Source organism: Exiguobacterium sp. HVEsp1 (assembly GCF_002009685.1).
GTDB classification, from domain to species: Bacteria; Bacillota; Bacilli; order Exiguobacteriales; family Exiguobacteriaceae; genus Exiguobacterium; species Exiguobacterium profundum.
The window spans coordinates 735,742-756,973 of record NZ_KV917367.1 but is presented as its reverse complement, the minus strand read 5'-3'; the positions used below and the strand labels follow the sequence as shown (position 1 = coordinate 756,973).

Annotated in this window: 22 protein-coding genes; 10 read left to right on the top strand and 12 right to left on the bottom strand. The window is 47.8% G+C overall.

Annotated features, from left to right (window positions below; genetic code table 11):
* Window positions 1–14: 14 nt before the first annotated feature.
* On the bottom strand, window positions 15–350 hold the full coding sequence (locus tag BV910_RS03965; RefSeq protein ID WP_078146420.1) for a hypothetical protein: 336 nt from the start codon (window positions 348–350) through the stop codon (window positions 15–17).
* Between the two features lie 168 nt (window positions 351–518).
* Between BV910_RS03965 and BV910_RS03960 the strand changes: the two genes are divergently transcribed.
* Window positions 519–875: a hypothetical protein gene (locus BV910_RS03960; protein WP_015880934.1), complete on the top strand. Its 357-nt coding sequence runs from the start codon at window positions 519–521 to the stop codon at window positions 873–875.
* A gap of 61 nt (window positions 876–936) precedes the next feature.
* Window positions 937–1,500: an HTH-type transcriptional regulator Hpr gene (locus BV910_RS03955; protein ID WP_078146419.1), complete on the top strand. Its 564-nt coding sequence runs from the start codon at window positions 937–939 to the stop codon at window positions 1,498–1,500.
* Here BV910_RS03955 and BV910_RS03950 read toward each other — a convergent pair.
* Window positions 1,484–1,822, bottom strand: a complete 339-nt coding sequence (locus tag BV910_RS03950; RefSeq protein ID WP_237708238.1) for a DUF1878 family protein — start codon at window positions 1,820–1,822, stop codon at window positions 1,484–1,486. The genes BV910_RS03955 and BV910_RS03950 overlap by 17 nt on opposite strands.
* 153 nt (window positions 1,823–1,975) lie before the next feature.
* Between BV910_RS03950 and BV910_RS03945 the strand changes: the two genes are divergently transcribed.
* Window positions 1,976–2,977 (top strand): peptidylprolyl isomerase, encoded by a 1,002-nt coding sequence (locus BV910_RS03945; protein ID WP_078146418.1) that lies wholly within the window; start codon window positions 1,976–1,978, stop codon window positions 2,975–2,977.
* A gap of 51 nt (window positions 2,978–3,028) precedes the next feature.
* Here the strand turns inward: BV910_RS03945 and BV910_RS03940 are convergent, their stop codons facing one another.
* The gene (locus BV910_RS03940) at window positions 3,029–3,988 is read right to left on the bottom strand and encodes an HD domain-containing protein (protein ID WP_078146417.1); all 960 of its coding nucleotides are present in this window, start codon (window positions 3,986–3,988) and stop codon (window positions 3,029–3,031) included.
* Window positions 3,989–4,069: 81 nt separating this feature from the next.
* On the opposite strand from BV910_RS03940, the gene BV910_RS03935 reads away from it, so the two are divergent.
* Genes BV910_RS03935 through BV910_RS03925 form a run of 3 tightly spaced genes read left to right on the top strand, consistent with a single transcriptional unit; the run spans window position 4,070 to window position 6,379 of the window.
* Window positions 4,070–4,993, top strand: coding sequence for a magnesium transporter CorA family protein (locus BV910_RS03935; RefSeq protein ID WP_168169833.1), 924 nt, complete (start codon window positions 4,070–4,072; stop codon window positions 4,991–4,993).
* 36 nt (window positions 4,994–5,029) lie between these two features.
* Window positions 5,030–6,121, top strand: coding sequence for a DNA polymerase IV (dinB, locus tag BV910_RS03930; protein ID WP_078146415.1), 1,092 nt, complete (start codon window positions 5,030–5,032; stop codon window positions 6,119–6,121).
* A gap of 39 nt (window positions 6,122–6,160) precedes the next feature.
* Window positions 6,161–6,379 carry a YhzD family protein gene (locus BV910_RS03925; protein WP_078146414.1) on the top strand — a complete coding sequence of 73 codons (219 nt, stop codon included), beginning with the start codon at window positions 6,161–6,163 and terminating at the stop codon, window positions 6,377–6,379.
* 40 nt (window positions 6,380–6,419) lie between these two features.
* On the opposite strand, the gene BV910_RS03920 is transcribed toward BV910_RS03925, so the two are convergent.
* A complete protein-coding gene (locus BV910_RS03920) occupies window positions 6,420–6,911 on the bottom strand; it encodes a hypothetical protein (RefSeq protein ID WP_078146413.1) in 492 nt (163 codons plus the stop codon).
* A gap of 61 nt (window positions 6,912–6,972) precedes the next feature.
* The gene (locus BV910_RS03915; RefSeq protein WP_078146412.1) at window positions 6,973–8,748 is read right to left on the bottom strand and encodes an SLC13 family permease; all 1,776 of its coding nucleotides are present in this window, start codon (window positions 8,746–8,748) and stop codon (window positions 6,973–6,975) included.
* Between the two features lie 334 nt (window positions 8,749–9,082).
* On the opposite strand from BV910_RS03915, the gene BV910_RS03910 reads away from it, so the two are divergent.
* Complete coding sequence (locus BV910_RS03910; protein WP_078146411.1) at window positions 9,083–9,370, top strand: hypothetical protein; 288 nt, start codon at window positions 9,083–9,085, stop codon at window positions 9,368–9,370.
* A gap of 117 nt (window positions 9,371–9,487) precedes the next feature.
* Here BV910_RS03910 and BV910_RS03905 read toward each other — a convergent pair whose 3' ends face one another.
* Both BV910_RS03905 and BV910_RS03900 read right to left on the bottom strand, forming a co-directional pair.
* Window positions 9,488–9,859 (bottom strand): YlbF family regulator, encoded by a 372-nt coding sequence (locus BV910_RS03905; RefSeq protein ID WP_015880924.1) that lies wholly within the window; start codon window positions 9,857–9,859, stop codon window positions 9,488–9,490.
* 35 nt (window positions 9,860–9,894) lie between these two features.
* Complete coding sequence (locus tag BV910_RS03900) at window positions 9,895–11,013, bottom strand: DUF445 domain-containing protein (protein WP_078146410.1); 1,119 nt, start codon at window positions 11,011–11,013, stop codon at window positions 9,895–9,897.
* A gap of 42 nt (window positions 11,014–11,055) precedes the next feature.
* Between BV910_RS03900 and BV910_RS03895 the strand changes: the two genes are divergently transcribed.
* Together BV910_RS03895 and BV910_RS03890 are read left to right on the top strand one after the other, a co-directional pair.
* Window positions 11,056–11,904 (top strand): PucR family transcriptional regulator, encoded by an 849-nt coding sequence (locus BV910_RS03895; RefSeq protein WP_240499789.1) that lies wholly within the window; start codon window positions 11,056–11,058, stop codon window positions 11,902–11,904.
* Between the two features lie 104 nt (window positions 11,905–12,008).
* Window positions 12,009–13,106 carry an ABC transporter ATP-binding protein gene (locus BV910_RS03890; protein WP_078146408.1) on the top strand — a complete coding sequence of 366 codons (1,098 nt, stop codon included), beginning with the start codon at window positions 12,009–12,011 and terminating at the stop codon, window positions 13,104–13,106.
* 41 nt (window positions 13,107–13,147) lie between these two features.
* Here BV910_RS03890 and BV910_RS03885 read toward each other — a convergent pair whose 3' ends face one another.
* The 3 genes from BV910_RS03885 to BV910_RS03875 all read right to left on the bottom strand — a co-directional run bounded on the left by BV910_RS03885 (window position 13,148) and on the right by BV910_RS03875 (window position 16,407).
* Entirely contained in the window at window positions 13,148–13,798 is a 651-nt protein-coding gene (locus BV910_RS03885; protein WP_078146407.1) for an amino acid ABC transporter permease, read from the bottom strand.
* A complete protein-coding gene (locus BV910_RS03880; protein WP_078146406.1) occupies window positions 13,795–14,553 on the bottom strand; it encodes a transporter substrate-binding domain-containing protein in 759 nt (252 codons plus the stop codon). The genes BV910_RS03885 and BV910_RS03880 overlap by 4 nt, the downstream gene beginning before the upstream one ends.
* A gap of 126 nt (window positions 14,554–14,679) precedes the next feature.
* A complete protein-coding gene (locus tag BV910_RS03875) occupies window positions 14,680–16,407 on the bottom strand; it encodes a phospho-sugar mutase (RefSeq protein WP_078146405.1) in 1,728 nt (575 codons plus the stop codon).
* A gap of 100 nt (window positions 16,408–16,507) precedes the next feature.
* On the opposite strand from BV910_RS03875, the gene BV910_RS03870 reads away from it, so the two are divergent.
* Window positions 16,508–17,323 (top strand): sulfurtransferase, encoded by an 816-nt coding sequence (locus tag BV910_RS03870; RefSeq protein ID WP_078146404.1) that lies wholly within the window; start codon window positions 16,508–16,510, stop codon window positions 17,321–17,323.
* Between the two features lie 13 nt (window positions 17,324–17,336).
* On the opposite strand, the gene BV910_RS03865 is transcribed toward BV910_RS03870, so the two are convergent.
* Together BV910_RS03865 and glgA are read right to left on the bottom strand one after the other, a co-directional pair.
* On the bottom strand, window positions 17,337–19,769 hold the full coding sequence (locus BV910_RS03865) for a glycogen/starch/alpha-glucan phosphorylase (RefSeq protein ID WP_078146403.1): 2,433 nt from the start codon (window positions 19,767–19,769) through the stop codon (window positions 17,337–17,339).
* 22 nt (window positions 19,770–19,791) lie between these two features.
* Complete coding sequence (gene glgA, locus BV910_RS03860; protein WP_078146402.1) at window positions 19,792–21,225, bottom strand: glycogen synthase GlgA; 1,434 nt, start codon at window positions 21,223–21,225, stop codon at window positions 19,792–19,794.
* Window positions 21,226–21,232: the final 7 nt, after the last annotated feature.

The following is a 21,232-nucleotide window of genomic DNA, read 5'->3' as shown; positions in this document are numbered from 1 at the left end:
TCGACGGGTCTCTTTTATGATTGATTGATTGAGTCACGATGGCGTTTTCGTTCCTCTTCTAGTTGCGCCCGCTCGACCTGAAGCTTGATTGCCACTTCATATAACTGTTGACGCGTCTTGACAGATGTCGCTTGTTCAAATTCTTTTCGTAATTCTGTTAGACGGGCATCTATTTCAAACATCCGCTTTTCTCGCATCGATTCTTCACGTGCCTGTTCCGTTTGCTTCGACGCCTCGTATCCCGCCTCTAGTGTATTCATAATGGATTCGGCCCAAGTGTCATCTCCCAGTCGTTTCGCAGCGAGATACAGGTCAAGCATGTCATCTACCCAACGCTTCGCTTTCTCCACTGAGGATCACCTTCCTTTACCTGTATTTTAAAATAAAATGATTTTTCGGTCAAAAATGAATGTTCTGAAAAATTTTATTTGCGATATAGGTTTTTAATCACTCTTTTTTGGTAAAATAATATGAAAAGAATGTAATTCTGATTATCCGAGCTTGAGGAGGGGAATGAATTGTCGAGTCGCCAACGTCGAGATTGGATTGCTTTCGGCTTTGTTTTAGCATTTTTAGGAGTCGCCACGGTGAAGAAACTGGCGCGAGGAACTGCAAATGATGCCGCTGCTCAACAACATCGAGCATCTACAATCACTACGCTAAAAGAACAATTTGGGAATGTGGCGAAACATGCATCGCAGGTTGCCGCCGCAGGAAAACTGCAAGGAAAAGAATTGACTGACCAAGTGAAAGCCGAAGTCGAACGCTATCAACAAGACATTCAGCCTTCAGTCGAGCGCATCCAAGGGAACCTTCAGGAACTCTCGAACGTACAGTCTGCTATGACTGACAAAACCGTCAATCAAACACAGTGAGTGTTTGAGGTCATCGTCCGTCGATTACATTTGACTTTTTATCCGGAAAGGATGGATCGAGATGGAACACGAAAAAGAATTCACTGGCCCTGAGGCCATGCTCTATAGCCACAAAATCATTCAATTGAGTAAGGCTTTGTGGAAAACCGTCGAAAAAGACTGGCAAAACTGGATCAAACCGTTCGACTTAAATATCAATGAACATCACATCTTATGGATTGCCCACGCTTTAGGCGGTGCATCGATTTCAGAAATTGCGAAATATGGCGTCATGCACGTCTCGACTGCTTTCAACTTCTCGAAGAAGTTAGAAGATCGTGGATTACTTACGTTTTCTAAAAAAGAGACGGACAAACGAAACACGTACGTTCAATTGACACCTGAAGGCGAATCGTTATTACTCGAAACGATTCACGCATTCGACCCAGAAGGAAACGGCGTATTCCACGCTTCCCTTCCGCTTCAAGAACTATATGGAAAGTTCCCTGACTTAACAGATATGACGGCTATCGTACGTCGCTTGTATGGGGATAACTTTATGGATATCTTTGCGGAAACGTCAAAAATGATCACAGAAGAGGCAGGCAGACGCCCTGATGAGGATGAACTCAGTCAAGAAGCCTGACCTGCCGATAAAGTGGTTCTGTGACGTCTAATGCGATTCCTTGTCGGACGCATGCCTCAAGAATCGTTTTGACGTCAAGTCTCACATCTAACATACCTGCAAAATGGACGAGCAATGGTTCTATGGACGTATATCCGTAGCGCAATTGCTCGTTTTGCTGCGCCCGAATCTCCTCAAGCAATTGATAAAATGACTCGACTTCTTGTTTCGTCAAATTCGCTCGAATCACTTCATATTCGAACGGACGGTCTGTCCAATCGACAATCTCGAGTAAGATCTTCATCTGATAGGCTAAATGCTCGACCTTCTCCTCTAGTGACACTTCCCTCACCCCATCATTTCACATTCTATTTCATCATTATACGACAGGATTGTGTGCTATGATACTGTACAGACAAGAGAACAGCTGTCATGATTAGGAAAATGTGATATAGTCGGACTTAGAAACTTTAAAGAATTATTAGGGGTGGAATACATGTCAAACGGAATGACGAACGAACCAAAAAAGCAAGATAAAAAATTCTCAACTGGCGCACTCGTGGGTGCATCTGCAATCGCACTCATCATCGGTGCTGGCGGTACGTATGCGGCAACGAACGCAGGCGGCGGAGAGTCAGATAATTCAGCAGTCGTCACATATAAAGGCGGCGAAATCACACGCGGTGAAATCGCGGATATGAGCTATGATCGCATGGTGCCACAACTCGCATTCCAAGAGACGATGAATGCACTTCTTGAAAAAGAATACGGTGACCAAGTCGACCAAGAAAAAGTAGACGAAGAGTTCAGCAAGACAGAAGAACAGTTCAACTCAGAAGAAGAGTTCGAACAAGCGATTCAACAAGCCGGTATGAGCGGTACGGAAGAGTTTAAAGAAGCGCTTCGCGGACAAATGCTCGTTGACGCTGCGAAATCGAAACTTGTCGATGTGACCGATGAAGAAATCGAAGCACAATTCGCAAAAGAGAACGTGGAAGTGGAAGCTAGCCACATCCTCGTTGAAACTGAAGAAGAGGCACAAGACATCATCAAAGAGTTGAATGACGGTGCAGACTTCGCTGAACTTGCGAAAGAAAAATCAACGGATGCTGGTTCAGGAGAACAAGGTGGAGAACTCGGTTTCTTCTCTGCTGGTAAGATGGTACCTGAATTCGAAGAGTACGCATTCAAAGAAGATGTCGTTGGTAAAATCTCTGAACCGGTTCAATCTCAGTTCGGTTTCCATGTCATCAAAGTGACAGACCGTAAAGAGAAAGACTTGAAACTCGAAGACGAGAAAGATCGCATTCGTGAAGAATTGGCAGCTGAAAAATCAGCTTCTGTCGATGCGAACAAAATTTACGCTGAGTTGATTGAAAAATACAACGTTGACGTAAAAGATGCAAAAGCAGAACAACAATTTGACGCTGTTAAAGAAGCGATTAAAAACGCAGACGAGTCTTCAGAAGAACCTGCAGCCGAATCAACTGAACAGTAATCACAAAGGGGCACTCCAGCAATGGAGTACCCCTTTTTCGTTGATCATCTATTATAGATTCGGGCGATAGAAGGCACGGTTATCGAGTGCCATGACACGCTCCGTGAATGTCCCCGGCTCGACCCCTTCATACGCTTTCTCAAACATATTCATGCGCGCATCAATGTTATCAATAAAGAATAACATCTCCGCTTCAGGCAACTGTGGCGTATTCGCAGAGCCCCATTCCGGCTTCCCGTGATGGCTTAAGACGAGATGTTGCAACAGTGTCGTCACTTCACGGTCCGTACCCAGTTCCCGTGACACGACTTCAAGCTCCGATGCCATGAGTGACAAATGACCGAGTAATTTTCCTTCGAGTGTGTATTCTGGCGTAATCGCATCAGACAATTCGATGACTTTCGCCAAATCATGCAAAATCACACCCGCAATCAAAAGATCACGATTCAAGGATGGATACAGTTCACACATCGTATCCGCGAGCTTCAACATCGACATCACATGAAATGCCAGTCCTGAATAGACCGCGTGATGATGTCGAACGGCAGCCGGATACGTGAAGTATGCCTCTTCATGACGATTGACGACTTCCTCGACAAGACGGCGAATCTCATCGTGTTGAAGTGACGTGATGAATCCACGAATCGTCGTCTCGAGCTCTGACTTCGGAATCGGAGCCGATCGGACGTACGGTGCGATGTCTATTTCCTGCTCGATGATCGAAATTTGTTTTAGTTTCAACTGGGTGCGCCCGCGATAGTCCATCACTTCACCGGCCGCATGGACGATTTTTTTCGTCGCATACTTCTCAGTATCGGCACTATCCCATAATTTCGTTTCGATTTCACCACTCTCGTCGCAAAGGATTAATGTTAAATAAGGTTTTCCGTTCCCGGCAAGTCCCTTATACGATTGTTTGATCATGACATATTGGTCTAGCGTGTCGCCCACTTTGAGCTGACCGATTTTTGTCGTCAATGAAAGCACCTCTCTCTTGTTCAGTACTTTCATCTTAACGAAAGTTTGCGACAGATGCCAACATTCCTGACAATTTGGGAATACTATCAATATAGTGAATTGGAGGTATGGATGATGGAATGGGATTGGTATACACGACCGGAAGATTATGTGCATGTTGATCAGCAATATGCTCGAGCCTATACGTATTGGCTTGAACAATTGACGACCTCGAATGTGACGAAGATTGTCGTCGAGAATGGATATATGTATGGTTCACTCACGCTCGACTATGAACAGTTAGAACGGGAGCCACAAAAAATTGGACACTACTTCATTGGACCTGATTTTTTGTGGACAATCGGCTTTGATGATTTGCACCATGAGTCCGTTCTCGCCAAACAATGTGATTCTCCGATCGAGGCGTTTTATGAGTTGCTTGCCGAACGGATGAACAACTACTTTCATGGCATCGATGAATTTGAAGAACGATTGATGGCCGCTCAGCGTGAAATGACGGGACAAGTTCCCGCTACGTTCATGAATGAGATTTTTGGTCTTCGAAGTGAGATCGAACGGTGGTCCGATACGGTCACCCCATATAAGGAGCTTGTCATGGCGGGACGAGAGGCTTTTTTAACGATCGATTTACAGCAGTTGAAGTCGTATCAGCTTGCCGATTATCGAGTCAGTCGATTGCTGACACTCATCAATCATTATCAAGAAGACGTGATTGCGATGACAGACCTCGCCTCCACCCTGTCAAACTTCCGAGGGAACGAAATCATGAAGGCGCTAACCGTCTTCACCGCGCTGACGACTCCCGTCGTTGCATTCGGTGCGGTTTGGGGAATGAACTTTAAAAACATGCCTGAACTGGAATGGCCGCTTGGATATGGATTCGCCTGGCTCATGATTCTTCTCTTCACCCTCATCATCCATGTGTGGCTGAAACGGAAGAATTGGATCGGGTCATTGCTACAGTTTCCGAATCAGACGACTTCAACGAAACATCGGTCAAAACAAAAATCTCAAAAAACGAACAAAAGTTCGGTATAATGAAAGAAAAGTGATTCACACAAGAAAGGTGATGTTATGGAACGACTCATCATTCATGTGGACATGGACGCATTTTATGCCTCTGTCGAGCAGCGTGACCGGCCTAACTTACGAGGAAAGCCCGTCATCGTAGGAGGCCCACCCCACAGCCGCGGGGTCGTTGCGACATGTTCCTATGAGGCGAGGAAATACGGCGTACACAGCGCGATGTCATCACGTCGCGCTTTTGCCTTGTGTCCCCATGCGACGTTTGTCAAACCACGGTTTCAGGCCTATCGACAAGTCAGCGCACAAGTGATGGAGATTTTTAAGTCGGTCACGCCGCTCGTCGAACCACTCTCGCTCGATGAGGCTTATCTCGATGTGACAGAGAATTCGTTATTGAGCACATCTGGACCCTTTATCGCCCGGTATATCTTAGGCGAAATTAAGCGTCGCACCGGTCTCACCGCGTCTGCCGGAGTCGCACCGTCAAAGTTTGTCGCGAAAATCGCTTCAGGATTTGAGAAACCAAATGGACTCACGGTCGTTCCGCTCGATGAAGTGGCAACCTTTCTCGCTCCCCTCTCCATCGAAGCCATGCATGGCGTCGGAAAAGTGACCGCCCAAACGCTTTATAAAAGTGGTTATCATACGATCGGTGACCTTCAACAAACTCGTCCTGAGCAACTGAAAGCCATCTTTGGACATGATCGTGGGCAACAACTGTATGAACTGGCACACGGACGTGATACGCGTCCTGTCGTGGCCACGCGAGAGCGTAAGTCGATTGGGTCAGAAACGACGTTTGCATTTGATATCGATGACCCGGAAGAAGTGTTCGAACGGGTCATCCCGGAGATGGAGGACGTATTGCGTCAGCTCGATCGCCGCGACTTGAGCTGTCAAACGGTCACCATCAAAATAAAGACGAGCGAGTTTCAGGCTCGGAGTCATCAAATCAAATTAAACCACCCGACGCATGACCATGATGAGATTAGACGACTTGCCAGACGTCTTTTCGACGAGATGAACGTCACCGAGCCCGTCCGCTTGATCGGACTGACCGTATCCGATTTGATTCCCCGAGCTGAATCGACACGACAGCTGACATTCGACGAACTGACAAAACCTTCTCTTGAAGAATGAATGACCATTCATTAAAATAAAGAAAAGGGGGTCGTGTGGATGGAAACATACACGGTGACAGGATTTGAAAATGATGGCACGCTCGTATTGAATGAAATGTTCGAAGCGAACGACGATCAGTCGGCCAAACAACAAGGACTCGACATGCTTCGTGCTGCTGGACATGAGCATAAAGGGGCACGTATCGTACGACGGGGGCAACTCATCTACTTCGAGCGTTGCAAATTACCGGGTAAATTGAAAGGGACGGCATCTTAACAAAAGTAGACCAGGACAATGATTGTCTTGGTCTACTTTTTCATTCACCATATTTTTCATTCCACGCATCCTGCCATTCTTGAAGATCGGGGTGAATATCCTCAAGCGATTCTCCGCTCAAACTATACCCGTTCCCTAAACCTGATCCGTCTGTCACGGGGAATGATGTCCCGCCGATGACCTTTCCATCCACAATCATTACCGAGACAGCAGTCTGACCGGCGGGAGATTGCTCACCAATCGGATGATCTTTCACCGTAAAGTTTTCGTAGTAGATGGTCTTACCCACGTATTCATCCGGTGATACGGTTTGTAGTCCCCAAACGTTCCGTTCACGATCCTCTGCCAGTTCCTCTAAGGTTAAAGTACTCGTATGCTCTCCTTCAAAAGAAACGATCGAGTACTGTTGCTCCTCGAGATACGCTTCGGCCACCTTCCCGCTCTGCGTCATCTCCGGTTCTGATTCGGTTTCCATCTCTTTCCCACACGCAACAAGAAACAGGCAGAAGAATACAATCATCCATTTTTTCATCATCGTCCCCCTTTCATCTGCTGATTCCTCTATTTTCGATACTTGTCCCCAAACCTCCTATTCAAAAGGGGAAGAGTATGAGAATCATCAAAATTCCTACGATTCCCGTGATGAGTTGCAACGGCACACCGACTTTGATAAAATCCATGAACCGATAGTTGCCGATACTAAAGACCATCGCATTTGTCGGAGATCCGAACGGGGTCATAAAAGCGAGTGATGCCGAGATGGCGACCGCAACGACGAATGGAACCGGACTGACAGTCATCGATTCGGCGAGTGCAATCGCTAAGGGGACAAACAAAATAGCGGTCGCTGTATTCGAGATGATTTGACTAAGGAGCATGGTCGAGACGAATAAGACGACGAGTACCCATATCGGACCAAAGTCGGCAAACGTCCTTTCAATCCATTCAACGACCCATCCCATGATTCCCGCCTTTTCAAGCGCCGTTCCTACCGGGATCATGGCCGCAATCAAGACGAGCGAGGACCATTGAATAGATTGATAGGCGACGTCCATCTGTCGGACGGCCCCACTCAACACCATCGCTAGCGCAGCCATCCATACGGCAACGGTCGGATCGACCCATTCGAATATGAACATGAGCAACAACATGAGCATGATGATGCCTGCTGCAAGCTGATGACGCCCCGATACGACTCGATTGGCTACCTCGGTCACCCGTTCATTTGATAACAGGTCATGTGTCTCTCGTTCCATCCGCTCTAAATCATCCCATGTCCCCTGTACCATCAACATGTCTCCTTGTTTCAGTGGGGTGTCTTTCAATCGCACGTGTGCAATCTCTTCTTGTGGTCGGATGACTTTTAAGACATTGACATGAAATTGATTACGTAACTGACTCTCACCGATCCGCTTCCCGATTAATCGACTCACCCCTGGGACCGTGAACAGGAGAACCCCTCCGGTTTGATCATCTACACGGGTGGCCTCAATCGGTTCAAATGGAATCTGTTCTTTTTCAGAAAAGTTCCGAACGTGCCGTTCCTCACCGCTGACAAGTAATTCCCCGGGACGTAGTACGGTGTCCGCATAAGCCGTCTCATGATGGTGTCGTCCATGAACTCGTTCCTTCAAGACTATAACCCCTTCATGAGACCATGGAAGGTCACGTAACTGTTTCCCAATTAACGGATGACTCTTTGGAATCGACATCACATAGACGTTTGGACGCAATGGCTCACTCACCTCCGTTTTCGACCACTGTTTCGCCCCACCTTGATCGAGTAAGCGGTTCCCGATTAGCCGGAAATAGATCAATCCAATCACCATCACGACCAGACCAATTGGAAACAATGAAAAGAATCCGAGCGGTTCATCTGTGATGCCACGGAGCGCTTCTGCCGCAACGAGATTGGGAGGAGTCCCAATCAGTGTCATCGTTCCACCAATGCTAGAAAAAAAGGCGAGTGGCATGAGATAAGAATCTGTAGACTGTTGGATTTTTCGTGCCATTACCATCACAACAGGAATGAGCAAAGCGACGGTACCCGTATTGGACATGACACTCGACAAGAGCGTCACCGTCAACATAAACAGATAGAATAAACGCGTCGCATTCCCTCCCGCGTATGGAATAAGTAAAGAAGCCATCCGTTCCGCCAGACCAGAATGAAACAATCCCGCTCCGACCACGAACAGTCCAGCAATCATCAAGACGACCGGATTGGAGAAACCAGCCATCGCTTCACCCGGCGTCAATTGCTGTGTGAGCACGAGGCAAACGAGTCCAATCAAGGCCACTAAGTCCGCCCGTAACCATCCTGCTATGAAAAAGAAAATCATCCCTAAAAGGATTATCACCGTAATCATGCTGATTCACCCTTTCGCTATTGTCACAACTTCATTATAACCCACTTTATGTAAACGCTTACTTAAGGCGTGTGACAATCTCATCAACAAAAAAACGGATGGCTCAATAGCCATCTGCAGACTGTAGACAAAGTATAGGTCTAATGTCTTTTATATGCCCAACCCGGACACGGCTCGCTTTTCTAGGGGCAAGCAGGGAGCCGCATCGCGACTGCGTCACTGCTGGGTCTCCCTTTGCTTGCTATTCCCTCAGGAGTCTCGCCTGCCCGTTCTTGGTCACCTTTTGTCCTTCACCCATATAATGATGTGAGAAGAACACACAGGGGCGGATCTGATGATCAACAAGTCGACACGATCCATCCTTCACGGTCTGACGAACGGAACGGATGTTGAACGGCGGGCCGAGGCGGATGATCTCGGGATCGATGACGGGCGGGCGCGGCGTTTACCTTCCCTTTCCCCTGATACATCGATTCGAAGTAAGTATCGAGCTTTTTCTTCGGCCGTCGTGGTCTTAGAAAAAGACAAACGGCCGCCAGATGACGACCGTTTGCGTTGCTCGCCCGACGGCGCCCCGACTCCTACAGGAAAGCAATCCGACGGAGACCCAGCAGCGACCTAGGTCGCGATGCGGCTCCGGGATTGCCTGAGGAAAGCGTGGGCGCCGGACAGGCGAGCGATAAGATTCATGTTAGTCAACAAGCTGCGGATGGCTCGAAAGCCATCCGCACATCATTTGTTATTGAACTTCGTTTTCGTTCACCATCGGGGCATAAAGCTCCTCGAGTGGTTTCATGATGATTTTCGTCACTTCTGTAACGAGTTGGTGCATGCGTTGCTCTTCTTGCATGAGCTCCATGATCAATTCGTTCTGTTGAACGTTCATCATTTTCGTTTGCGCATCCATCATTTCCTGCTCAGAGATTTCCTCTCCTTGCATCTGCTTTTGTTGAAGCGTCATTTGGATGTTACGGAAGTCAGCGAACAACTGGTTCGCTTCCGCATCCGCATTGACACGATCGTATAAAGAAGAGAGTGTTGTGAACTCTTCAGAATCGCGAAGTGCTTTCTCCAATTGGTAAGCTTGGTCGTACAAGTTTGTTTGTGACATGTAACGTCCTCCTAAATGCTATTAGGGTTAAGCCATCACAAGATGGCAATCAACCCTTGAATCAACCCAATCATACCACCTAACAGCGCACCAAGCCATGTTATTGCCCGGAACTCTCGTTTCGAGATCGATAAGACGATCTCTTCGAGGTACGACGTGTCGAGTGATTGGACCTGCTCTTGCACAATCTTATCAATCTTCAATCGGTCCATGATTGTCTCCATTTGATTCGTGAAGCGCTCAATGACAAGCGTGACACCTTGTGGAACGAGTTCGTCGACAATGCGGGATTCGACGGACTGTGTATACGACGAGACCGGACGATCCAATAATTGTCCGATTGGCAAACGAGATACAACTTGGTCTGTGATGCCATCGATGAGTCGTGCTTCGAGTCGGTCATCGATCAGTGTATCGACCGTCTTCTCACTGAATCGCTCAAATTCACGCGTGATCATCGTCGTCATTCCGTCACGGGTCGATTGACCACGTAAGATGTTGACGATTTCAGGTCGAACCATCTCGACAAAGTTCATGTTTTGAATGAACCCTGCGATAAATCCGAGACGACGCTGGACGAACGAGTCAACCATGTGACGAAGTTGCGCCTCACCTTCAGGAGAATAGAAATATTCCTCTGATTTGACGAGAAGCGCCTCTACGACTTCAGGAATGACCACTCGTACACGGTCCATCCCTTCTTCTCCAAGTAACTCAAACAGCTTTCGTTCTTTCACTTCAGCCATGACGTTCGATAGCTCGTCACGTAGTTTGTCATCTGCTAACGTGAGGAATCGTGCCTCTGCGTTCGGATAGAGAGGTTCCAATAACTCTCGAACCGTCTTATCCGAGCGTAACATCGTCTGAACCTCTTGTTGCGCAAAGTGCGTAATATGCGTCGTCACTTGGTCATCTAGCAATCGCTTCCGCATACCCTCTGGTGTCAATAAGTGTTTGACGACCGTCTTCCCTAGACTAGATGCCAGTTCATCTCGACGTTTCGGAATGAGTCCTGGTGTAAAAGGAATCCGGAATGAACCGATGTATTTCGGTTCATGTGGTCGGAACAACATCTTGATGGCGAGAAAGTTGGTCACGCCCCCGATGGTCGCCCCAATCAATATCATGAGTAAAATCTTTAATAACCCGTCCAAACTGCAAGCCTCCGATCTGAAATATGATACATTGTTGTTGAGGTGATAGTATTGAATACGTTTGATCGTATTAAATCGATTTTTCCGACTGCTGTCCATCGGTCGGAAGATGCATCTGGTGACCTTGATTGGTTCGAGACGCAAGATGGTACCCTATTCGGACTCCCCGCGTTCGAATTGAGCGAACGCGAACAAAAGCTGTTGGCGATGTGGGCGACGCCAATCCTTCAATCAGACCCCCATCAACGAAAATGGCAAGCAACACTTCAAGATGAGACGTTTCGTTTTGAGCAACCGTTTCGGCTCATCTCTCTTTCTCTCCAAGAAGCAGAAGAAGAATCGTTCGAATCCTTCGTCAATATCGTCCGTGACTTTATGCCGCATGCCGAGGTCATCTTGATGTCGACACGACATATCGAGCTAATTGAGCAAAGCCCATTCGTCGATCTTCAGGAGTTTGAGGACGTATTGCGCGCCATTGCGAGTGACTGTTTCATCGAGGCATATGCTGTCTATAGCGAACGTCCACAAGGTTCGCTTGCCCATGTGTATCGTCAACATCAATTGCTCATGCCATACGCACGTATGTCTACTAAAACTTACCCTGCTAGTCAATTATTATACCATTATTTACTACAACAGGACTCAAAAGAGCGGATGCACCTCACTGCGCCGCTGATGCAAATGCTCGATTTGTCGACGATCGAACTATTAGAGGCGTTGTTTCGTCACTCGTTAAATGTCTCCCACACCGCCAAAGCACTGTTCATGCATCGAAACACGCTAAATTATCGGCTCGATCGCCTGTTTGAGACGACCGGTTACGATGCTCGAACGTTCTATGACGCTAGCCTCCTTCAACTCATGGTCATGTTGCACAAATCCGATTAACGGTTTTTGTGCAACTTGTCCATATTCAATGCAAACGGTTTCATCATATAATCATTCTTGTAAGCGCTATTATATACACATAGATTCTTTAGGAGGCTAACGACATGGCAGAAATTCGTTTAGAACACATTGATAAAATTTACGATGGTGGCGTAAAGGCCGTCAGCGATTTCAACTTGCATATCAAAGACCGTGAGTTCATCGTCTTTGTCGGACCGTCTGGTTGCGGAAAATCGACGACACTTCGTATGATCGCAGGACTTGAAGAGATTTCAAACGGTGACTTTCTCATTGACGGGAAACGAATGAACGATGTCGCTCCTAAAGATCGTGATATCGCCATGGTCTTCCAAAACTACGCACTCTATCCGCACATGAGCGTCTACGACAACATGGCGTTCGGGTTGAAGCTCCGTAAGTTCCCGAAAGACGAGATCGATCGTCGCGTAAAAGACGCTGCCCGCATTCTCGGTTTGGAAGAATACCTCGAGCGTAAACCAAAAGCGCTCTCAGGTGGACAACGTCAGCGTGTTGCCATCGGTCGTGCAATCGTCCGTGACGCAAAAGTCTTCTTGATGGATGAGCCACTCTCAAACTTGGATGCGAAACTCCGTGTACAAATGCGTAAAGAGATCATTCAACTCCACAACCGCTTGGACACAACGACGATTTACGTTACCCATGACCAAACGGAAGCGATGACACTCGCTACACGGATCGTCATCTTGAAAGACGGAATCATTCAACAAGTCGGTTCGCCGAAAGAAGTATATGATCATCCAGACAACATCTTCGTCGCCGGCTTCATCGGTTCACCATCGATGAACTTCTTCCGCGGTACACTCGCAGAAGGCAAATTCATCACGAACGGTGAAGAAGTCAACGTACCAGAAGGGAAAATGAAGACGCTTCGTGATCGTGGCTATGTCGGAAAAGAGCTCGTCCTCGGAATTCGTCCGGAATCAATCCACGATGAGCCAATCTACATCGACTCACCAACGACACACACGTTCAAAGCGCACATCGATGTCGCTGAGCTCATGGGTTCTGAGTCTTACCTCTACGCTGAACTCGGTGGACAACAGTTCACAGCACGCGTTGACGGTCGCTCAAACATCCACATGGGTGACGATGTCGAACTCGCACTCGATATGACAAAAGCACACTTCTTCGACGGAGAAACTGAAGCAGTCATCCGTTAAGGTATACAAAAAACCTCGATTCGTCTGAATCGAGGTTTTTCTTATCGAATCGCGTAACGCTGTTCGAGTTTGTGTTGACCGGCTTGGATCAAGGTCGATAAAATCCAGTAAATCGACGCCGAGAACAAGAGCAACGGCATGACTAAATACGTCCTCGCCGCAATCTGGTCAGATACGTACGTCAACTCCTGAACCGCGATGACCGTCCCGAGGGATGTCGACTTGATGATGTCGATGACCGAGTTCGAGACAGGTGGGATGGCACGTGAGAGTGCCTGTGGGAAAATGATGTCTTTGAAACGTTTCATTTTCGGAATGCCGAGCGCGACACTCGCCTCCACTTGTCCTTTGTCGACCGAGTTGATGGCTGCTCGGAACGCTTCTGAGATATAGGCTGCGAAGTGGAAGCCTAATCCAAAGATGAGCGACTGCATCCCACTGAGTTGAACGAACCCGGTGAGCCCAACATATAAGATTAACAATTGAAGTAAGAGCGGTGTTCCACGGAAGAACGAAATGTACGTCCGTGTGAACAATCGTACGATTTTAATCGGACTACTATGAAGTAAAGCGATGATCAGACCGAGCGCCAAGGCGAGAAGAATCGACAGGGCACTGGCGATCAACGTGAGCTGGATGGCTTCAAGATAGGCCGAGCGGTTCTCTATGACGGTCGTGATCAGTTCATTCATTGACTGATATCCTCACCGAAGTACTTCTCACCGATTTCTTTCATCGTGCCGTCTTCTTTCATCTCTGTGAGCGCGTCGTTCAACTTGTCAAGCACGTCGCTATCTTGACGTGTCATGAATCCAGCTTCACTTGTGTTGAAGATATCACCGACTGCTTTGACGTCATAACCTGTTTTTTCAAGTTCCGTCAAGATGAAGAGACGGTCGTTGAGGGCCGCGTCCAAACGACCGACTTCGAGGTCTTGAAGGACTTGGTTCGCACCTTTGTAGAATTTCACTTCAGCGCCAGCTTCTTCAGCCATTTGTGCATAAGCAGAACCTTGTGTCGATCCGACTACTTTTCCGTCAAGATCGTCGATCCCTTGGATGTCATTGTTGTCTGAACCAACGATGACTTGAGCTCCTGACACCGCGTACGGGTCAGAGAATGCATAGTTCTCTTTACGTTCCTTTGTGATGCTCATTTGGTTGGCAATCATGTCGATGCGTTCAGCGTCGAGTGCCGGGACAAGTCCTTTGAAGTCCATTGCTTCGTATTCCACTTTATAACCGGCACGTTCTGCCGCTTCGTTCAAGACGTCGATGTCATATCCAGTCAATTCACCTTTTTCTTTGTACGTGAATGGTGGGTATGTCGCTTCTGTTCCGACCGTGATGACCGCTTCGTCCGCTCCACTGTCTGTTTCGTTACCGCATGCTGCGAGAAGCCCGACTGAAGCTCCGATTGCGAGTACGCTCGTTAATGTCTTTTTCATAATAATTCCGCCTTTCCTATAATCCTTATATGATTACACGGTTTTAAACAATATCCTCATCATACTGGCGCGATGTCTTCATGTCAAACAAAAAACATCACTCTATTTCTAGAGTGATGTTCCTGATCAATCAATCGCTTTCGCTTGTTTCATAACATCCGCTTCAATCGCTTCACGTTTTGCGGTCGTCTTCTCGGCACGATCCGCATGCACACTGAAATAAAACTTGATTTTCGGCTCGGTTCCAGATGGACGAAGACAGAACCACGAACCGTCCGCAAAGACGAATTTCAAGACGTTTGATGATGGCAATTCAATCGTTTCCGATTTACCGGACTGTAAGTCGGTCGCCACTTGTTTCTTATAGTCTTCAAAACGAACGACTTCATATCCACCGACTTCTTTTGGTGGATTGGCACGGAACGCTTCCATCATCCGTCCGATTTGCTCGAGACCAGCTTTTCCTTTTAACGTCATCGACTGCAAGGACTCTTCGTAGAATCCATACTTCTCGTAAATCGACTGCAGCGCATCATAAAGCGTCCGACCGTGTTGCTTATGATAAGCTGCCATCTCGGCTGCGAGTAAACAAGCCTGAACGGCATCTTTATCACGACAGAAGTCTCCAATCAAATAGCCGTAGCTTTCTTCATACCCAAAGAGGAATTCATATTCGCCTGATTCTTCATATTGTTTGATCTTCTCACCGATGAACTTGAATCCAGTCAACGTATTTTCGAGATGTACCCCGTACGCTTTTGCAATCGCAGCACCGAGTTCAGACGTGACGATCGTCTTGGCGACAAACCCATTCGAAGGTAACGTACCTGTCTCACTCTTTTGCGACAGGATATATTCCATTAATAGCGCACCCGTTTGGTTACCGGTCAAGACGAACCATTCCCCGTCCCGTCCGCGCACGGTTAAGCCGACACGGTCTGCATCCGGGTCCGTCGCCATGAGCAAATCAGCCTCGACCCGGTCCCCGTATTCCATTGCTAATTTAAATGCAGCCTTTTCTTCCGGGTTCGGATAACTGACAGTCGGGAACGCACCATCTGGCTCTGCCTGCTCCTCTACAATTGTCACGTGCTCAAATCCATATGCCTTCAGCCCTTCCATGACCGGACGGCGTCCCGTCCCGTGGAGTGGCGAATAGACAATCCGAAGCGGGCTGTCCTGTACGTCATGATGAATCCGAATCGACTGGAGTGCCTCCATATAGGCTTCATCGACTGATGAGTCGACGGTGAGGAGTAGCCCCGTTTGTCGGAGCGCCGCTTCATCTTCAATCTCAATTTTCAGCTCGTCTTCAATCGCATTGACATACGTCACGAGTTCATCCGCTTCCGCTGGTGGAAGCTGTCCTCCGTCTGCCCCATATACCTTGAATCCGTTATATTCCGGTGGGTTATGGCTCGCCGTGATCACGATGCCACCGAACGCATTTAAATGACGAACGGCAAACGACAGTTCAGGTGTGGCTCGCAAACTTGGGAACAAATACGTCTTGATTCCGTTTGATGCCAATGTCCGCGCCGCTTCTAACGCAAACTCGGGCGAAAAATGACGTGAGTCATGGGCGATGACGACGCCATGACGTTTCGCCTCTTCCCCTGATGCTGAGATAAAATCAGCAAATCCTTGTGACGCTTTTCGAATCGTATAGACGTTCATTCGGTTTGCACCCGGCCCGATTTCTCCACGCATCCCGCCTGTTCCGAACTCAAGCGTCTTATAAAATGCATCTTCTAACGTGGTCTCATCTTTTGCGAGTTCTTCGAGTTCCGCACGTAAATGCGGCTCGAGCCCTTCGAATTGATTCCAACGGTCATACGTTTGTTGCCATGTCATGATTCATTCCCCTTTCACCCTCAAAAAATTCAATCGAAGTACTCGCCAATTGCTTCCATCTTGTATACGATGAGAGTAACGAAACCTCGAGGTGATATTAATGTTTCCAACAATGCGTGCCCAAGAATTAAAACAAATCGTGCATACGAACTCGATTCGTTTCATCGATTGCCGATATTCGCTAAACGACGCGTCCTATGGTAAATATGTCTACCGAAAGGGACATCTTCCGAACGCTGTCTTTCTCGATTTGATGGAAGACTTGTCCGGTCCGCTCGGCGAACACGGCGGACGGCATCCGCTCCCTTCGAAAGAAGCATGGACGGCAACACTTCGTCGCATCGGCTTGAAAAAAGAAGATTTGGTCATCATTTACGATGACGGCTTCCCCTTCGCAGCCCGTGCATGGTGGCTCTTCAAATGGGCCGGTCACGAACGGGTCGTTGTGTTAGAAGGCGGTATCCAATCTGGCATCACTTATTGCGGTGAGACCACTACGGACGTTCCACACTATCCGACAAGCGACTATACGCCAGACTTCCAAGACCATATGATTGCGACACTCGATGAAGTGAAAGCTGCTGCGAGCGGCTCACTCTATGATTCACGAACCGAAGATCGCTTCAACGGGTCACATGAACCAATCGACTCAAAAGCAGGTCATATTCCGAACGCATTGCTCTGCTCCTATGCCGAGGCCATTACAGAACTCGGGACGTTAGAAGACTTCCACGACTTAAAAGAACTGTATAAAGATGTTCTTCCCGTTGAGAACCCCATCTTTTACTGTGGTAGCGGTGTGACCGCCTGCGTCAATATTTTGGCGCTTCACGCTCTCGGAAAAGATGATGTCCGACTCTATCCGGGATCCTATTCCGATTGGATCAGCTATCCAGAAAACGAGGTCCACCCCTAAGGGTGGATCCTTTTTATTTTACGCTCGTCGGTTTGATATTCCAGACCGCGTTTGCGTATTCCGTGATGGTACGGTCACTCGAGAAGATTCCTGACTTCGCCGTATTGACGATTGAGCTTTCAGCCCAACGTGATTGGTCACTGAACACCTCATCGACTCGTCGCTGTGCCCGCATATACGAGACAAAGTCTTTCAAGACGAGGAAGTCATCGTTATAGACGAGGAGAGAATCAAAGATGGATTGGAATTGATATTCGCCCACTTTATCGAACGTTCCGTTGACAAGACCATCGACCACATCTTTGATTTCCTGATGTGCGTGATACATCTCTGCCGCATGATAGCCTCCGAACTTCTTATAGTTCATGACTTCTTGCGGAGATAATCCAAAGATAAAGATGTGATCATCACCGACGGCGTCACGAATTTCGATATTGGCCCCGTCTAACGTTCCAATCGTCAAGGCTCCGTTCATCATGAATTTCATGTTTCCGGTACCGGATGCTTCATAGCTCGCAGTCGAGATTTGTTCGCTCAAGTCAGACCCTGGGAAAATCCGTTCGGCCATGGAGACACGATAGTTTTCAAGGAAGATGACTTTAATGAATTGACTCGCCCGCTTGTCCTTATTGATGAGCGTGGCAAGGGCATTGATATAGCGAATGATCTCTTTCGCATAGTAGTATCCCGGTGCCGCCTTGGCGCCAAAGATAAACGTGCGAGGCACCATCGTAAACGTCGGGTCCGCTTGAATCTTCAAGTAAAGCGCATGGATGTGAAGGGCATTCAGCAATTGTCGCTTATAGGCGTGCAAGCGTTTGACTTGTACGTCAAAGATGGAATGAGGGTCCACTGTCTCTCCCGTTTCTTCTTGAATGTATGCCGCTAAGTCCAATTTGTTTTGTTGCTTCACGTCCATGACTTTTTCTTGGAAGCTCCGGTCTTTCGAAACATCCATCAACTTTTCCAAGTCGTTCGGATGTTCAATCCATGACGGGCCGATTGCTTCCGTAATGGCGTCGGATAATCCCGGGTTCGACTTCAAGAGCCAGCGACGGTGTGTGATCCCGTTCGTCTTGTTGTTGAAGCGAAGCGGGAACATCTCATATAAGTAACGCATCTCGCGCTGTTTTAAAATATCCGTATGAATTTGCGCTACGCCGTTCGTTGAATGAGAACCGACGACAGCGAGATTGGCCATATTGATCTGTTCGTTTGACACAATTGCAATCTCTCCCATATGGGATTCGAGGTGCGGATAGTTGACGAGTACGTCTCGACAGAAACGTCGATTGATTTCTTCGATGATTTGATACACGCGCGGCAGGAGGCGTTGGTACATCTCGACCGGCCATTTCTCAAGCGCTTCTGAGAGTAGCGTATGGTTCGTGAACGACATGACGCTCTTCGTAATCCGCCACGCCTCGTCCCAACCGTATCCATGCTCATCCATCAAGATGCGCATCAATTCAGGGATTGCGACGACCGGATGCGTATCATTGATATGAATCGCGTAATGGTCGCCTAACTGCTTAAGTGATTTATTTCGCTTCAAATAGGAAACAAGCATCGATTGAATGCCTGCAGATACAAAAAAGTATTGTTGTTTCAAACGTAATACTTTTCCTTCATACGTCGTATCATCTGGATACAAGAATTCCGAAATTGTAGCAATCGACTGTTTATGTTTCAACAAGTCTTTATACGTCCCTTTCGTCTTCTCTAAATACGCCTCGTCGTCAAGTGGTGATTCGGCGTTCCAAAGACGTAACGTATTCACGACATCATTCTTATAACCGATAATCGGCATATCATACGGAACGGCAAGAACAACCTCGTCTGGATGATGGACGACACGCAATCGATCTCCGATTTGTTTCATCTCAATCCAGCCACCGAAATTAATCTCGACCGCTTTATCCTGACGTCTCGTTTCCCACATGTTCCCGTCACGGAGCCAGTTATCCGGCAACTCGACTTGATAGCCGTCTACAATTTTCTGTTTGAAGAGTCCATAACGATAGCGGATCCCGTTTCCATGCCCAGGTAAACTGAGTGCAGCCAACGAATCGAGGAAGCAGGCGGCCAGGCGCCCGAGCCCTCCATTCCCAAGACCCGGCTCTGGTTCCAACTCGGTAATGTCTGTGAAGTCGTATCCGAGATCTTGCAGTCCGTCTCTAACGAGCTCCAATACGTCTAAACTGAGCAAGTTGTTGTATAAGAAGCGACCTAATAAAAATTCTAGCGAGAAATAGATGACTTGCTTACTCTGTTTTTCTTCTTGACGGTCGCGCGTGTGAATCCATTTGGGCATGGCCTGCTCGCGTACCATCGTTGCCAATGTTTGATACACTTCCTGCTCTGTCCCATCCTCGATCGACTTCCCGTTCAATGCAATGAACCGTTCTTTAAATGCGTCGACAAAGCTTTGTTTATCTGTGAACATAAATCAAGTTAGCTCCTTCCACTCATGCGAATAAATGATATAACTCACGATATTGCTTGGCGGATTGTTTCCAGCTATAGTCCGCGGTCATCGCTTGATGGACGAGGGCATGCCAGTTTTCCTTTTCATAGAAGACACGAATCGCTTTTTCAATCGTCGCCAACATCTCATGAGCATTGTAGTTCATGAATCCAAAACCGGTCCCTTCTTGCGTGAACTCGTTGTACGGCTTCACGGTATCCCGGAGTCCACCTGTCTCACGTACGATCGGCAAGGTGCCATATCGCATGGAAATCAATTGACTGAGACCACAAGGCTCAAAACGTGACGGCATTAAAAAGGCATCCGATCCCGCATAAATCAAGTGTGCGAGTTCGATGTCAAAACCGATATATGACCCGACTTTCCCCGGGTGAGCGGCTGTCATCTCGTGAACGATTCTTTCATATTCCGGTTGTCCCGAACCGAGGAACGCGAACTGGCAAGGGAGCTGTCCAAGTTCTTCACGGACACCGTTAATTAAATCGAGACCCTTTTGGTCAACGAGTCGGCTGACAAAACCGATGAGCATGACATCGTCACGTACTTCAAGCCCAAGTCGCTCTTGTAACGCCCGTTTGTTGACAACTTTTCCTTGTTTATAGGTGTCTAGATTGTACGTCTCTGCGATTCGCTGATCCGTACTCGGATCGTTTGTCGCCAAATCAATCCCGTTTAAAATGCCACGCACGTCGACTGCCCGATGACGCAACGCCCCGTCTAATCCTTCACCGTAATAGGGTTCCATGATTTCGTCGCGATACGATGGGCTGACGGTCGTGATTTGATCGGAATGGACGATGCCGGCTTTCATGTAATTGACGAGACCGTTATGTTGAATTCCTTCGGCCGTGAAATGTTCAGGACCGAACTGTAGCAATTCTCCAAGAATCTCTTCTGGGAAAATCCCCTGGTATTGTAGGTTATGGATGGTATACACGGTGCGAATGCGTTGATACGCTTCAATATGTTGATAATGGATTCGTAAGAAGGCCGGTAAAATACCTGTCTGCCAGTCATGACAATGCAGGACATCGGGTACGTCTTCCATCTTCCCAATCATTTCGAGTACAGCGCGAGAGAAGAAGGCGAATCGTTCAGCATCATCAAAGTGTCCATATAAGACACCGTCACGTTTAAAGTAATACTCGTTGTCGATGAAGTAATACGTGATGCCGTCCCGCTCTAACTTCAAGACTGCCCCGAACTGTTTGCGCCACCCGACCGGAACAATCAGGTCGAATAAATACTCCATCTCGTCCACATACTCTTCAGCGATCGAGCCATATTTCGGCATGACAACACTGACTTCTTCTCCTAGGCCCGCCACCGCTTGAGGGAGCGAACCGACAACGTCGGCCAGCCCCCCCGTTTTCATGAACGGTGCCGCTTCTGAAGCAACATACCAAATTTTCATAAAATCC

Bases quoted from the DNA above. Each gene is read 5' to 3' on its own strand.
- BV910_RS03865 (WP_078146403.1), bottom strand. From the start codon at position 19,769: ATGTTCACAGATAAACAAAGCTTTGTCGACGCATTTAAAGAACGGTTC.
- BV910_RS03945 (WP_078146418.1), top strand. From the start codon at position 1,976: ATGTCAAACGGAATGACGAACGAACCAAAAAAGCAAGATAAAAAATTC.
- BV910_RS03935 (WP_168169833.1), top strand. From the start codon at position 4,070: ATGGAATGGGATTGGTATACACGACCGGAAGATTATGTGCATGTTGAT.
- BV910_RS03890 (WP_078146408.1), top strand. From the start codon at position 12,009: ATGGCAGAAATTCGTTTAGAACACATTGATAAAATTTACGATGGTGGC.
- BV910_RS03940 (WP_078146417.1), bottom strand. From the start codon at position 3,988: ATGAAAGTACTGAACAAGAGAGAGGTGCTTTCATTGACGACAAAAATC.
- BV910_RS03910 (WP_078146411.1), top strand. From the start codon at position 9,083: ATGATCAACAAGTCGACACGATCCATCCTTCACGGTCTGACGAACGGA.
- BV910_RS03905 (WP_015880924.1), bottom strand. From the start codon at position 9,859: ATGTCACAAACAAACTTGTACGACCAAGCTTACCAATTGGAGAAAGCA.
- BV910_RS03925 (WP_078146414.1), top strand. From the start codon at position 6,161: ATGGAAACATACACGGTGACAGGATTTGAAAATGATGGCACGCTCGTA.
- BV910_RS03880 (WP_078146406.1), bottom strand. From the start codon at position 14,553: ATGAAAAAGACATTAACGAGCGTACTCGCAATCGGAGCTTCAGTCGGG.
- BV910_RS03920 (WP_078146413.1), bottom strand. From the start codon at position 6,911: ATGAAAAAATGGATGATTGTATTCTTCTGCCTGTTTCTTGTTGCGTGT.
- BV910_RS03885 (WP_078146407.1), bottom strand. From the start codon at position 13,798: ATGAATGAACTGATCACGACCGTCATAGAGAACCGCTCGGCCTATCTT.
- dinB (WP_078146415.1), top strand. From the start codon at position 5,030: ATGGAACGACTCATCATTCATGTGGACATGGACGCATTTTATGCCTCT.
- BV910_RS03955 (WP_078146419.1), top strand. From the start codon at position 937: ATGGAACACGAAAAAGAATTCACTGGCCCTGAGGCCATGCTCTATAGC.
- BV910_RS03875 (WP_078146405.1), bottom strand. From the start codon at position 16,407: ATGACATGGCAACAAACGTATGACCGTTGGAATCAATTCGAAGGGCTC.
- BV910_RS03915 (WP_078146412.1), bottom strand. From the start codon at position 8,748: ATGATTACGGTGATAATCCTTTTAGGGATGATTTTCTTTTTCATAGCA.
- BV910_RS03870 (WP_078146404.1), top strand. From the start codon at position 16,508: ATGTTTCCAACAATGCGTGCCCAAGAATTAAAACAAATCGTGCATACG.
- glgA (WP_078146402.1), bottom strand. From the start codon at position 21,225: ATGAAAATTTGGTATGTTGCTTCAGAAGCGGCACCGTTCATGAAAACG.